At 53.8% G+C, this 13,550-nt stretch carries 12 protein-coding genes; 6 read left to right on the top strand and 6 right to left on the bottom strand.

From position 1 onward, the window contains the following. Nucleotides 1-10: 10 nt before the first annotated feature. Both FE845_RS06035 and FE845_RS06030 read right to left on the bottom strand, forming a co-directional pair. Nucleotides 11-1,204 carry a hypothetical protein gene (locus tag FE845_RS06035; protein WP_200362378.1) on the bottom strand — a complete coding sequence of 398 codons (1,194 nt, stop codon included), beginning with the start codon at nt 1,202-1,204 and terminating at the stop codon, nt 11-13. 32 nt (nt 1,205-1,236) lie between these two features. Further along, on the bottom strand, nt 1,237-2,850 hold the full coding sequence (locus FE845_RS06030) for a methyl-accepting chemotaxis protein (RefSeq protein ID WP_200362376.1): 1,614 nt from the start codon (nt 2,848-2,850) through the stop codon (nt 1,237-1,239). Between the two features lie 218 nt (nt 2,851-3,068). On the opposite strand from FE845_RS06030, the gene uvrD reads away from it, so the two are divergent. After that, nucleotides 3,069-5,234 carry a DNA helicase II gene (uvrD, locus tag FE845_RS06025; protein ID WP_200362374.1) on the top strand — a complete coding sequence of 722 codons (2,166 nt, stop codon included), beginning with the start codon at nt 3,069-3,071 and terminating at the stop codon, nt 5,232-5,234. Between the two features lie 230 nt (nt 5,235-5,464). On the opposite strand, the gene FE845_RS06020 is transcribed toward uvrD, so the two are convergent. From FE845_RS06020 to arsH, 3 genes are all read right to left on the bottom strand, one after another. Then, nucleotides 5,465-6,262, bottom strand: coding sequence for an undecaprenyl-diphosphate phosphatase (locus FE845_RS06020; RefSeq protein WP_200362372.1), 798 nt, complete (start codon nt 6,260-6,262; stop codon nt 5,465-5,467). A gap of 144 nt (nt 6,263-6,406) precedes the next feature. Continuing rightward, entirely contained in the window at nt 6,407-7,471 is a 1,065-nt protein-coding gene (gene arsB / locus FE845_RS06015; RefSeq protein ID WP_200362370.1) for an ACR3 family arsenite efflux transporter, read from the bottom strand. Nucleotides 7,472-7,480: 9 nt separating this feature from the next. Further along, entirely contained in the window at nt 7,481-8,197 is a 717-nt protein-coding gene (gene arsH, locus FE845_RS06010) for an arsenical resistance protein ArsH (RefSeq protein WP_200362368.1), read from the bottom strand. Between the two features lie 134 nt (nt 8,198-8,331). Here arsH and FE845_RS06005 point away from each other — a divergent pair, with 134 nt between their 5' ends. Genes FE845_RS06005 through arsJ form a run of 3 tightly spaced genes read left to right on the top strand, consistent with a single transcriptional unit; the run spans nt 8,332 to nt 10,963 of the window. Then, complete coding sequence (locus tag FE845_RS06005; RefSeq protein ID WP_200362366.1) at nt 8,332-8,727, top strand: ArsR/SmtB family transcription factor; 396 nt, start codon at nt 8,332-8,334, stop codon at nt 8,725-8,727. A 36-nt stretch (nt 8,728-8,763) separates the two neighbouring features. Next, nucleotides 8,764-9,768, top strand: coding sequence for an ArsJ-associated glyceraldehyde-3-phosphate dehydrogenase (locus tag FE845_RS06000; RefSeq protein WP_200362364.1), 1,005 nt, complete (start codon nt 8,764-8,766; stop codon nt 9,766-9,768). A gap of 1 nt (nt 9,769) precedes the next feature. Next, the gene (gene arsJ / locus FE845_RS05995; protein ID WP_200362362.1) at nt 9,770-10,963 is read left to right on the top strand and encodes an organoarsenical effux MFS transporter ArsJ; all 1,194 of its coding nucleotides are present in this window, start codon (nt 9,770-9,772) and stop codon (nt 10,961-10,963) included. 12 nt (nt 10,964-10,975) lie between these two features. Here arsJ and FE845_RS05990 read toward each other — a convergent pair whose 3' ends face one another. Further along, nucleotides 10,976-11,602 carry a hypothetical protein gene (locus FE845_RS05990; RefSeq protein ID WP_200362360.1) on the bottom strand — a complete coding sequence of 209 codons (627 nt, stop codon included), beginning with the start codon at nt 11,600-11,602 and terminating at the stop codon, nt 10,976-10,978. A 135-nt stretch (nt 11,603-11,737) separates the two neighbouring features. On the opposite strand from FE845_RS05990, the gene FE845_RS05985 reads away from it, so the two are divergent. Together FE845_RS05985 and FE845_RS05980 are read left to right on the top strand one after the other, a co-directional pair. Beyond that, a complete protein-coding gene (locus FE845_RS05985; RefSeq protein ID WP_200362358.1) occupies nt 11,738-12,409 on the top strand; it encodes an SDR family oxidoreductase in 672 nt (223 codons plus the stop codon). After that, a complete protein-coding gene (locus tag FE845_RS05980) occupies nt 12,406-13,545 on the top strand; it encodes a DUF3524 domain-containing protein (protein ID WP_320159668.1) in 1,140 nt (379 codons plus the stop codon). The genes FE845_RS05985 and FE845_RS05980 overlap by 4 nt, the downstream gene beginning before the upstream one ends. Nucleotides 13,546-13,550: the final 5 nt, after the last annotated feature.

The following is a 13,550-nucleotide window of genomic DNA, read 5'->3' as shown; positions in this document are numbered from 1 at the left end:
GAGGCCTCCGTTAAAACGCCGAGTCGAGTTTAAGGGTGTAAACATTAGTGCTTTCAGTGTCATTTGAGAGCATATATGTGGTGTTCAGATTGCCATAACCCTTATCAAGCCCTCGAACGTGCGTTACGTCTGCCTTGATCGCGACCCCAGGGGTGATATCCCAACGGGTGCCGATACTGTAATCCGTGCGCTGATAGTTCAGGATTGACTCAGGGACCGCGCCTGGAATAAACGCACCAGTGCGCTCGTCATCATCCATGCTTTCTGTCCAGCCTGCGGCGATGTACGGCGTCCAGCTGCCAAAACGGTGTCCAATAGACAGGTAAGCGGAATCGGTATCGGCGAACTTGCCATCTACTTCGGCGCGGGTGACTTCCGAGATAATCTGCCAGCTGCCGTCGTCGTAGCTTGCGCCGATGCCGTAGAAACTGCCTCGGTCACGATTCGCCAATTGACTATCAACCGTAATACCTGGCGGAACCAGTGCTTTCAGGCGAGTTGCATCGACTGTAACTTCGGAGGTCGCTGCCACGGCACGTACTGTCCAGACATAGTCAGTCCATGTCAGGTTAACACCACCAATGTTACGCAGTTGCACATCACCGGAGTTGCCGTCTTCGTCGGTGAAGCCGGTGAAGCCGGTTACTGTGAGCGATGAGTCATCAAAATTGAAATTATACGTGGCGTCGGCGCCAACATAACTGGTAATCGCAATGGGGCCGTAAACGCTTTGAGGTGGGCGTGCCCAGGGCTGAGCGTAGCCAACTTCAAGGGAGTCGGAGTACATGAAGAACGGGATGCGCATTTTACCCGCTCGCAACTGCAAGTTATTGGTAGGACGGTGGCTTAGGTACGCCCACTCTACCTGTGGCTCCCAGTCGTCAGCGCCACGGCCGACCAGCTGAAGAACGGCTTGGCTCTTTTCAGTTACATCAAACGTGCCTTGCAGTGCCAGCAAGCTAAGGTCAGCCACGTTTGTTTTTTCAGTGATGCCGGTATAGCCAGCGTCGTTACTCGCCCGTGCTACGCCTGTGCTGAAGAAACCGTTGAAACGTACACGGTCGTTTTTGGCAGCGTTCAACTGCTGTTGCATGGAGTTGAGCTGCTGCTGCATGTTGGCCAATGTGTCTTCGGTGCTTTGGGCAGAAGCGGAACTCGCCGCAATGGCTAAGGCCAGTGGGGCGAGACGGAGCAATTTTTTCATAGGTTTTCTGTCCATACGTTTTCGGGGTTGATTTACACGCGGAACTGGCTGGCAACAGTTTGGAGACCATTGCTGACGGTCTGGATATCGCGACTGACGTTATCCAGCTCATCGGTGCTTTCCATGACTGCCTCGGCATTCCGGTGCATATCCGTCATGTAAGTGGTTACTTCATTAAACGTGGTGCTTTGTTCGTAAGTTGCGGCAGCAATCTGTTCGTTCAACTCACTGATTTGCTGCACGTTCTGCAGAATTCGGGAAAGTATTTCGCCGGATTCGGTAGTCGCTTCAACACCTTCATGAGCCTTGCTTACGCTGGATTTCATAGAGGTAACTGCTGAGGAAGAAAGCTTGGAAAGCTCTGAAATGACACCCTGAATTTCTTCGGTTGCTTTGTGTGTGCGCACGGCGAGCCCCCGTACTTCATCGGCAACCACTGCGAAGCCGCGACCATGCTCACCCGCACGGGCTGCTTCAATGGCAGCGTTCAAGGCCAACAGGTTGGTTTGCTCAGCGACGGTTTGAATGGTGTCGAGCAAACCGCCGACCCGCGCGGAGAACTCATCAAACTGGTTCACTAGACCTGCCGTATTCTCAATTTCGCTTACCAGTTCGCGGATGGTTGCGACATTATTCTGGACCTTCTCCTGCCCCGATTGGGCAAAGCGCGCTGCGTCTTGAGTCTGGTCGGATGCACTGGAGGCAAAACCGGCGACTTCTTCAACACTTTTCACCAGCTCATCGACCGAATTGCGTGTAGATGAGATGGCTTGCGCTTGGCTACTAATGCGCTCGAGGTTGGCGCGGCTAGCATTGGTTAGATGCCCGGTGGCGGTGTTGAGACCATTCACATCGTCGCTGATGGTGGCAAAGGAATTATGCAGCTTGGCAACAAACAGGTTGAATTGGTTAACCAGCTCACGGAGTTCATCCCGGCCTTCGTAGTTCAAGCGTCGGGTTAGGTCGCCCTCGCCAGAGGCCATGTTTTTGAGGGAATCAATAATTTGAGCAAGGCTGGAGGATATGGAACGCCCGATCACCAAGCTGATTGCGATCAGTACAATCACCGTAACTACGAGAATAATGAGGGCCAACGTTTGTGCTTGGCTTGAGGCTTCAACGGTTTCAGAAATAGCCTCTTGAAACTGGCCGCGATTGGTTTCCAGCATTGTGTTCAGCCCGGCTTGCAGCTGCTCCAGACGCTCGGCGTTGCGCGCAGCATCATCGCCGATACGGCTAAAGTCGGCAGTACCATCAATAATCGTGGTCGCTATGCGGGTGGCATTATTGTAATAGCTATCCAGATCCCGGCTTAGCTTCCGGGCGGTGTCAGTCTGGTTGGGGTTCAACTCTGCGATTTTGTTCAGGTTGGTTGCGATGGTGTCGCGATAAGCTTGGGTTGATTTCAGCTGTTGGTCGTCCCCCGTGGTTACTGAGCCACTGATTTGCTGCTCCATCAACTTTAGCTGACCTTCGTTGATTGTGGTCAGTTCCAGTGTTGGATAAAGGCGATCTTTTACTTCACTCAGGCGCTCAGAGTTGGATCGCTCGGTCATAAAGGCAAAGCCCTGACTGATCAGAAAAGCAAGAATGGCAATGCTGACAAGTAGGCCAAGCTTTTGCGAAATTTTAAGTGCTGACAACATAGTCTCTTCCTGATGGGACAACCCAAGTGCGCAGGGCAAGCATATAGGTTGCTATTATTAGACGAAATGCTGATTGTGTTTCGTACTGTTATTTTCTGTTGTCGGCCAATGTGAGCGGAACTTGATAGTGAAATGTACGCATCAGCGCAGGTTTGGCGCTGAGTTGTTATAATCCGCAGCCTGAATTCCCAATTCACCGGACTACAGCGGTTTCCCCCATGGATGTCTCTCACATTATCGATTCCTTGAATGATGCCCAGCGTGAGGCAGTCACAGCACAGAACGACCATTTGTTAGTGCTGGCCGGTGCCGGGAGTGGAAAAACTCGGGTGCTGGTACATCGGATTGCGTGGTTGATGCAGGTAGATCGCGTTCCACCTACGGGCATTCTGGCGGTCACTTTCACCAATAAAGCTGCCAAAGAGATGCGTTACCGCATCGAAGAGATGATGAATATCCCGTCGCGGGGCCTTTGGTTTGGCACCTTCCACGGTATTGCCCACCGTCTGCTACGGGCACACTCAAAGGATGCCGGGCTACCAGAGAACTTTCAGGTGCTGGACAGCGATGATCAGCTGCGCATGGTTAAGCGGGTGATGCGTGAAGCTCAGATTGACGAGAGCAAGTTCCCGCCCAAACAGGCCCAATGGTTTATCGGCAGTCAGAAAGACGAGGGCTTGCGGGCTGACCATATTCAGGAAAATCCGGGGGACCATTTTACCTCCACCATGTTGAAGGTGTATCGCCGCTATGAAGAACTGTGCCAACAGAGTGGGCTGGTAGATTTTGGGGAGCTGCTTTTGCGCTCCCACGAACTATGGTTGCATCGGCCGGAGCTGCTGACCCATTACCAGCAGCGCTTCCAGCATATTCTCGTTGACGAGTTTCAGGATACCAATACCATCCAGTACGCATGGCTGCAGGTTCTGGCGGGCAATCGTGTTCCCTTAACCGTGGTGGGTGACGACGACCAATCCATCTACGGCTGGCGCGGTGCGAAAATCGAGAATATCCAGCAGTACCAGCGAGACTTTCCCAATGCCCGGTTGGTTCGGCTAGAGCAAAACTACCGTTCCACACAGTTGATTCTGAAAGCTGCTAACTCGGTGATTGCTAATAACCAAGGCCGGTTAGGCAAGGAGCTCTGGACCGATGGCGTAGAAGGCGAACCCATCAGCCTGTATGCCGCGTTTAATGAGCAAGACGAAGCCAATTACATTGCCGACAGTATCTCCAGCTGGGTAAGTGAGGGCAATTTGCGCAGCGAATCCGCCATCCTGTACCGCTCTAACGCCCAGTCCAGGGTGTTGGAAGAGTCCTTGATGCGTCAAGGCATCCCGTACCGCGTGTATGGTGGCCTTCGCTTCTATGATCGTCAGGAAATTCGCAATGCTTTGGCGTATTTGCGGCTGGTGCATTATCGCCGAGACGACGCCGCCTTCGAGCGGGTGGTGAACGTGCCAACCCGGGGCATCGGGGCAAAAAGCCTGGCGGAGCTGCGCGAATACGCAACCAACCAAGGCATATCGCTTTGGGAATCCGCAGAGCGCCTGCTGGAAGCTGAACAGGTTAAAGGCCGAGCGAAAACTGGCTTACAAACCTTCATTAGGGTCATTGAAGAGCTGTCTGTTATGGCCGAAGAAGCATCGCTTCACGGCCTGATGAAGCAGACCATTGAAGCCAGCGGGCTCAAGGACTACCACGCCAGCGAGAAGGGCGAAAAGGGTCAAGCTCGGGTTGAGAACCTAGAGGAATTGGTCAACGCCTTAGCCGATTTTGAGGTGGAAGAGGGTGTAGATCCGCTCTCGGAATTCATTGCTCAGGCAGCACTGGATGCTGGCGAGTCTCAGGCGGGTGATCACGAAGATAGCGTGCAGTTGATGACCCTGCATTCCGCCAAGGGTTTGGAGTTCCCACTGGTATTTCTTGCCGGTGTCGAAGAAGGGCTATTTCCCCATAGCATGTCTCTGGAAGAGCCGGGACGTATGGAAGAGGAGCGGCGACTGGCCTATGTGGGTATCACCCGAGCCATGAAAAAACTGGTGATTACCTACGCCGAATCCCGTCGTCTTTATGGGCAAGAAAAGTTCAATGCACTTTCCCGCTTTGTGCGGGAGATTCCCGGTGATTGCCTGCAGGAAGTGCGGTTGCGTAACACGGTGACCCGCCCGGCGATGATGGATCGCCCGAACGAAGGCTTGTTCAGTCAGGACTCTGCTCAGCAGTCCGGTTTCAGTCTGGGGCAGCGGGTTCGGCACCCGAAGTTTGGCGAGGGTGTGGTCATGAATGCTGAGGGTAGCGGTCACCATACGCGGGTTCAGGTGAACTTTGATGAAGGGGCTAAGTGGCTGGTGCTGGCCTATGCGCCTCTGGAGGCTTGCTAGGCCTTGGTGTTCGCAGAGGCAGGGTAAGGCTTTTCAAAACACGCTCCTTGCGGCACATCCATGTGGCGCTTGGGCTCCGCTTCTCATTGCTTTATGCTCCTGCGTCGCAGTGAGAATCCAGGGTTGGCCGTCCTTGGCCAACCCGTGAAGAGCTGGCGCTCTTCACCCATGGCTCCGCACAGTTTTGAAAAGCCTTACCCTGCCTCCGCTTCTGACGCTGCGGCAGCCCTTTACATCAATGCCACGTAAATAACCCCTGCCAAAATAACTCTGTAGATAACATAAGGCCACATGCCCACTTTGTTGAGCCATTTCAGGAAGAAATGGATCGCGGTAATGGCAACAACGAACGACGTAACACCACCTACCAAAAACGCGCCCCAATCTACGACTATATCCGCAGTCGCAACTTCCAGCAGCTTAACCGCAGAGGCCAGTGCGGTAATTGGAATAGCCAATAGGAAGGAGAAGCGGGAGGCGGTTTCCCGGCTCATGCCCAGAAACAGGCCTGCAGTGATGGTAATACCGGATCTGGAGGTGCCGGGAACAAGTGCGATTGCCTGAGCAATGCCTACCAGTAGTGCATCTTTCCAATTGAGGCTGTCCAGAGAGCGTTGGCGTTTGGGCATCCAGTCTGCAACGCCCAGCAGCAGGCCGAAGATCAGCGTAGTCGCGAAAATGATTTCCACGGCGCGCAGTTCGTTATCGATGATGTCCAACAATGCGAGGCCCGCCAGACCAGCCGGTATTGTGCCTATCACCAAATAAAGGGCCAAGGCGCCTTGGCCAACGACGCGGCGACGGCTAATGGAAATAAGGCCATCCCGGGCGATACTGAACACGTCGGCGCGGAAGTAGAGCACCACCGCCAGCAGGGTGCCCACATGCACGGCAAGATCGAAAGCGACACCTTGATCCACCCAGTCGAAAAATGCGGGCACAAGAATAAGGTGCGCAGAGCTGGAAATGGGCAGGAATTCGGTCAGTCCCTGAAGGAGGCCAAGGAACAAAGCCTGAAGAAAATCCATTCTGAGAGTTCCGTTCGGGTCAGAGGTGTAAAGTTCGTGGGAAAGAAAAGGTGGTCGGGATATTAGCAGGGTGCTAGTTCACTGAACAGATCTCAAGCCCCGGATGTAATGCGCTTAGATCGCGCCCGGGGCAGCCCAGAGCCGTTAGGTTGGAAATTTGTTGCGGGTGGTATTGGCAATTCTTACGAGAACCAGCATCAAAGGCACTTCCACCAGCACGCCAACCACTGTCGCCAATGCCGCTCCTGATTGCAGGCCAAACAGGGCAATGGCTGCGGCTACCGCCAGTTCAAAGAAATTACTGGCACCGATCATGGCGCCGGGGGCGGCGATGCAGTGGCGAACCTTCCACAATCTGGCCCACCCGTAAGCGATGAAAAAAATCAGCACCGTCTGGATGATCAGCGGTACGGCAATTAGCGCAATGTGCAGCGGGTTTTCCAGAATGACTTCGCCTTGAAAGGCGAACAGCAACACGAGGGTGACAATCAGCGCCGCTGGCGTAATGGGCCCCAGCCGTTTCATGAACACGTCGTTGTACCAAGGCTCGCCTCGGTGCGCGATTAATGTGCGGCGGGTAAGATAGCCTGCGGCCAGCGGGATCACGATATACAATACAACCGACAGAATTACTGTATTCCAGGGCACCTGAATGTCGGAGATGCCTAGCAGAAAGACCACAATGGGTGCGAAGGCAAACAGCATAATGATGTCGTTCAGGGATACCTGAACCAGTGTGTAAGCGGCGTCGCCTTTGGTGAGGTAGCTCCACACGAACACCATGGCCGTACAGGGTGCTGCGCCCAGCAGAATCGCGCCTGCCAGGTATTCGCTGGCTAATTGCGGGGCGATCCAAGGTTCAAATACTACCATCAGAAAGAACCACGCAATGGCGAACATGGTGAAGGGTTTGATCAGCCAGTTCACAACGGTGGTAATGGCTAAACCCTTCGGTTCTTTTCGCACTCCAACAATGGCGCTGAAATCAATTTGCGCCATCATGGGAAAAATCATTGCCCAGATCAGGATGGCGATAGTGATAGACACCTGTGCGTATTCAAAGCGAGACAGGGCTTCAGGCACCACCGGCGCAAACTGGCCCAGAGCCACGCCAGCGATAATGGCCAGAGCTACCCATACCGACAGATAGCGTCCGAACAGGTCCATGCCTTCTGTTTTTGTGTTTTCCGCTTCGGTGTTTTGGCTCATAGCTCACTCTCAGATAGACCGTTGGTTAACACGCTTTGATAAGTCTTCAGCGCTTTCTTTTCGCTCGGAATAGCGGTTGGTGAGGTAGTCACTGCGGTCGCGTACCAGCAAAGTGAATTTCACCAACTCTTCCATCACATCCACGATGCGGTCGTAATAGGCAGAAGGTTTCATACGGTCATTGTCGTCAAACTCCATGAACGCTTTTGGCACTGGTGATTGGTTTGGAATGGTCAGCATCCGCATCCAGCGGCCCAGAACCCGCAGTTGATTAACCACATTGAACGACTGGGAGCCGCCGCACACCTGCATCACCGCCAGAGTTTTACCTTGAGTGGGGCGAACCGCCCCTATGGACAAAGGAATCCAGTCAATTTGGGTTTTCATAACGCCAGTCATGGCACCATGGCGCTCCGGTGAGCACCACACCATTCCTTCCGCCCACTCGGCCAGCACTCTCAGTTCCTGAACTTTCGGGTGAGAAGCCTCTTCGGCATCGGCCAGCGGCAGGCCGCGCGGGTTAAAGATGCGGGTTTCCGCGCCCATGGCCTCCAGTAAACGAGCGGCCTCTTCAACGGCAAGGCGGCTGAAAGAACGAGCGCGCAAGGAGCCGTACAGAAGCAATATTCGAGGTGCGTGTTCCGGCGCCTCGGTAGTAAATAGCTGCTCACTGGTGGGGGGCTGAAACAGTTCGGCGACAATATTGGGCAGGTCGGTTGATTTCATAGAGCGACTGGAAGTCCTAAAATTTCAATGAGTGAAATGGCTGGTTGGTGTCTTTACTTTGTAACATTACCTGCCTAATATCGCCTTGATCATATATATGGATAATCGAATATTCAAGAGTGTGAGCTAACTGCATGATCGATAAAAAAGGTGCCTTGCCCGCACAAGAAACTTGCCAGCAGTCCATAGAAATTAGCCCTATCGTGCTGTTTAAGGCTTTGAGTGATGAATTGCGGCTGGTCAGTATGCTGCTGATTCGGCGCCGGCAAGAGTTGTGTGTCTGCGAACTGACAGAAGCCTTAGATGTGTCTCAGCCAAAAGTCAGCCGTCATCTGGCCATACTGAGAGACACAGGGTTGGTGGCAACAGAGCGCCGGGGGCAGTGGATCTACTATTCTATTCCCCCCACTTTGCCTGCGTGGGTGTTTCGAGTTTTGGACGAAACGGCGGCACATAACGAGGCGGTACTTAAATCACCTCTGGCGAAGCTTCAGGCCATTGTCGATCGCCCGACGATGCAGTGTCCCTGATCCTTGGCCTGATGGCTTTCACGCAAGGAGATAGTTATGAGCAAGATCAAAGTAGGTATTAACGGATTTGGCCGTATTGGCCGCCTGTCGCTGAGGGCGGCCTGGGGCTGGCCGGAACTGGAGTTTGTTGCCATTAACGACCCCGGGGCGGAGACTCACGCCTTGGCGCACCTGCTGAACTTCGACAGTGTTCACGGTATCTGGAGCCATGAGGCTTCCGCCAGTGGCGATGAGATGGTGATCGACGGCAAGCGCATCGAGGTTACCCATAATAAGGCCATCGGTGACACGGACTGGTCAGGCTGCGATATAGTGATCGAAGCCAGTGGCGCCAACAAAACCGTCGCGGCGCTGCAGGGTTACCTCGATCAAGGCGTGAAGCGCGTAGTGGTGACAGCGCCGGTGAAGGAAGCTGGCGCCAAGAACATAGTGATGGGCGTGAACGAGCACATTTTCGAGCCGGCCAGCGACCGCATTGTGACAGCAGCCTCTTGCACCACCAACTGTCTGGCACCGGTGGTCAAAGTGATTCACGAAAAGCTCGGCATTAAGCACGGCTCGATCACTACCATTCACAGTCTGACCAATACCCAAACAATTCTCGACGCGCCCCATAAAGACCCACGTAGAGCCAGAGCCTGCGGCAGTTCGCTGATTCCTACGAGTACTGGTTCCGCTACCGCAATCATTGAAATCTTCCCGGAGCTGAAAGGGCGCCTTGATGGCCACGCAGTGCGGGTTCCTCTGACCAATGCTTCGCTGACTGACTGCGTTTTTGAAGTGGAAACACCAACAGATTCCGACATCGTGAACCGGTTGCTGAAAGAAGCCGCCGAGGGCGAACTGAAGGGTATTCTGGGTTATGAAGAGCGCCCGTTAGTCTCTATCGATTACAAAACGGATCCGCGCTCATCCATTGTTGATGCTTTGTCCACGCTGGTTATCAACGGCACTCAGGTAAAAATCTACGCCTGGTACGACAACGAATGGGGATACGCCAATCGCACTGTAGAACTGGTGCGCAAGGTAGGGGCTGTCTGATATGAGCGCAGCCATCCGTCAGTATCTGGTGATCACAGGTAATTATTGGGCCTTCACTCTGACGGATGGTGCCTTGCGTATGCTGGTGGTGCTGCACTTCCATCAGCTCGGGTACTCGCCCCTTGAAATTGCCCTACTATTCATTTTCTACGAGTTCTTCGGGGTGGTGACCAATCTGGTGGGTGGGTATCTGGGCGCTCGTATGGGCTTGAATCGCACCATGAACATCGGATTGTTCCTGCAGATCGCGGCCTTGGCCATGCTGGCTGTTCCGGCGGCCATGCTCACAGTGCCCTGGGTGATGGCGGCGCAAGCTTTGTCTGGTATTGCCAAAGACCTGAACAAAATGTCTGCCAAAAGCGGCATCAAATTGCTGGTGCCAGATGAGCAGCAGGGCACTTTGTATAAATGGGTCGCCATACTGACGGGATCGAAGAACACGCTGAAAGGCGTGGGCTTTTTTCTGGGTGGCGTTCTGCTGATGTCGGTGGGCTTCACCGGCGCGGTGCTTGCAATGGCTGCGGCTCTCGGGTTGGTTTGGCTCGCCAGTCTGTTTTTGCTTAAACAGGAGTTGGGCAAGAGCACCGCAAAACCGAAATTCCGGGAGATTCTTTCAAAAAGCCCGGCCATTAACGTGCTGTCTGCAGCCCGTATGTTTCTGTTTGGTGCCCGGGATGTGTGGTTTGTTGTGGCTCTGCCCGTTTATCTGCATACGGTCTTTGGTTGGGATTTCTGGAAGGTTGGCGGTTTTATGGCTATCTGGGTCATCGGCTATGGCGTTATCCAGACCATAGCGCCCCGGATTACCGGCACAAGCGAAGGCAAACAGCCTGCCGCATTCTGGGCCGCAGGACTGGCATTGGTTCCTGCGGCGATTGCCCTTGGTCTGATGGCCGGCTGGTCGCCACAGATTGTGGTCGTGGGTGGTTTGTTGCTGTTCGGAGTTTTGTTTGCCATCAACTCCTCCCTGCATAGCTACCTGATTGTCAGCTATGCCAGAGGTGATGGTGTATCCCTGGATGTGGGTTTCTATTACATGTCCAATGCCGCGGGCCGGTTGCTGGGTACGATATTGTCTGGCTGGGTGTATCAGGTATACGGGCTGGAGGCGTGCTTGTGGATATCGTCGGGCCTGGTATCAACAGCTGCGTTGTTGTCATTGATGCTGCCCGAAAGGCATGTAGTTAAAGCATGACAGCAGGTGGGTTTAGAAACGCAACACCAGACCTGCAGATGCCTCAACTTGGAGATAGCCGCTGCTGCGGTAGGTAAGTTGGCAGCCACCTGAACAGAATACAGAGCCGCCGGAATCCAGGGCTGTATAAACTCCTCGAAGGTCAAGCCGTAAGCGTAGCTTTTCACTAAGTAAGAACTGGTAACCACCGCCGAGGGACAGGGCCAGACGATGCTCTGTATTGTATGCTGAATCGCCTGGCTCCAGGCGGGTCAGGCCTAATACGCCAGATGCAAAGCCCCCATAGCTTTTGCCACCCGGGAAATAAAGACCACCGAATTGCAGTTGGTAGATAGTAAGGTCAATTTCCCTAGTGCCGGGGGCAAAGAGGCCGTTATTCAGCTTTACCGAGGTACCCTGGCGGCCAAAATACAGCTCACCCTGCTTACCTGCTTCTGGCAGGTCGAAATTCAAGGTTAGTCCATGGCTTTTGGTGTCCCTGAATCGGATTCGGTCTTTTGTGTTGGCGCCAGCGGTTTCAATATCGACCGAGCTGCCCATGCGATAGCCCACGAACGGTGCTATGCCCATATCAGCGGTTGCGGCCGGAGCGACCAGAGCGAAGCTCATTGCCAGTGCACTTAACTGCCTGAAGTTCATAGGTTGCGGGTCTCTGCTATCGCGCTTTGGTCAGATTAAACGTTATGGTGTAACCATTGCAGATACGGACGACCTTGCCAATAGGCAGGCGAGGCTCTGTAGATCGATGAATTTGATCAGAATGGAGGAGTTTTTATGTCGGAATCCAACATAGTTGTCATCACAGGTGCTAATCGTGGCATTGGGCTTGAGCTCGCTCGCTATTATGCCGGTGAAGGGCATGACGTAATGGGAGTGTGTCGACAGTCCTCTGATGAGCTGGCAAGTGTGGCGGCACAGGTAATTGGAGGCGTAGATGTAACCACTGACGAAGGCATCGAAAAGCTGAAGGCAGGCCTCGTGGGCAAAAACATCAGTCTGCTGATCAACAATGCGGGCTTGCTGCAGGATGAACAGCTGGGCAGCATCGATTTCGGTTCCATTCGCGCACAAATGGAAATCAACGCCTACGCACCTCTGCGTGTAGCTGAAGCCCTGATTCCTTTTATGGGGCAGGGCAGCAAAATCGCCAATATCACCAGCCGTATGGGCTCTATTGCCGATAACGATTCTGGCGGTCGTTACGGTTATCGCGCATCCAAGGCGGCATTGAACGCGTTTGGCAAATCCTTGGCGATAGATTTGAAACCAAGGGGGATTGCTGTAGTTCAGCTGCATCCGGGTTATGTGAAGACCCGAATGGTGAACTTTGGTGGCCTGATCACCCCGGAAGACTCTGCCCGTGGGCTGGCTAAACAGATTGCCAGACTGAATCTGGAAAACACCGGCTCCTTCTGGCACAGCAATGGTGAAGAGCTACCCTGGTGAGCATCAAGCCACGTATTCTGCTGCTGTCGGCCTACGACGCCGCCAGTCATAAACGTTGGCGGGAGCAACTCGTTCAACTCTTGCCGGACTATCACTGGCATACCTTGGCATTAGCCCCACGATTTTTTCAGTGGCGTATCCGCGGCAACGCTCTGAGTTGGCTTAACGAGCCCTGTTTTCAGACGCCCTGGGATTTGGTCGTTGCTACATCCATGGTGGACCTCGCAACCTTGCGGGGGCTGCACCCAAAACTGGCGAGCACGCCTTGTTTGTTATACATGCATGAGAATCAGTTTGCCTTCCCTGTAAGCAGTCAGCAGCAGGGGCGCGTAGAGCCTCAAATGGTGAATCTCTATGGCGCTCTGGCTGCAGACTGTGTGGCATTCAACAGTGCTTGGAATCGAGACAGCTTTTTGACCGGGGTGGGGGCGTTTTTGAACAAAATGCCAGATGCGGTGCCGAAGGGGCTGGTCGATAACCTAAAGCATAAATCCGAAGTGCTGCCGGTGCCTATCGAAGACGCTTTGTTTGAGGGCACACCAACGCCCTTGAATCGAGAGTGCCCGCATCTGCTCTGGAACCACCGCTGGGAATACGATAAAGGGCCAGACAGGCTGCTTAACTTTCTGAACGTGTTAGAAAAGCAGCAACAGCCGTATCGTCTGAGCGTGGTCGGAGAGAGTTTTCGTAACCATCCAAGCGCCTTTGCCCAGATAGCGACAAGGTTCCGTGATCGCATAGAAAATTGGGGGTTTCTGGAGAGCCGAGCTACATACGACAGACTGCTACGCAAAGCAGATATTGTTCTATCAACGGCGCTTCATGATTTTCAGGGCCTGTCGATGCTGGAGGCTATGGCCGCTGGGTGCATCCCATTGGCGCCGGACAGGTTGGCTTATCGGGAGTACGTGCCTCACAGCTGTCGTTACGAAAGCCATGAAGAGGCTGCTGATACGGAAGCGGAGGCTGCAGTCAGTTGCTTGCAGCGGCTTATTGAAAAGCCGCCACCTTGCTGCCAACCCGATGCCTGGGGTGCGTCGGTGCTTTTAGGGAAGTATCGATCTCTGTTTGACCGGCTCATCAAGACCACGCCTAAGCTTGAACCTTCAAGTGATTCGATGGGATCAATGCAGTGAGGCTT

Origin of the sequence: Marinobacter sp. 1-4A, from assembly GCF_016597725.1 — a bacterium.
GTDB lineage: Bacteria > Pseudomonadota > Gammaproteobacteria > Pseudomonadales > Oleiphilaceae > Marinobacter.
The sequence above is the reverse complement of the archived record's forward strand: the minus strand, read 5'-3'. Positions and strand labels throughout refer to the sequence as shown.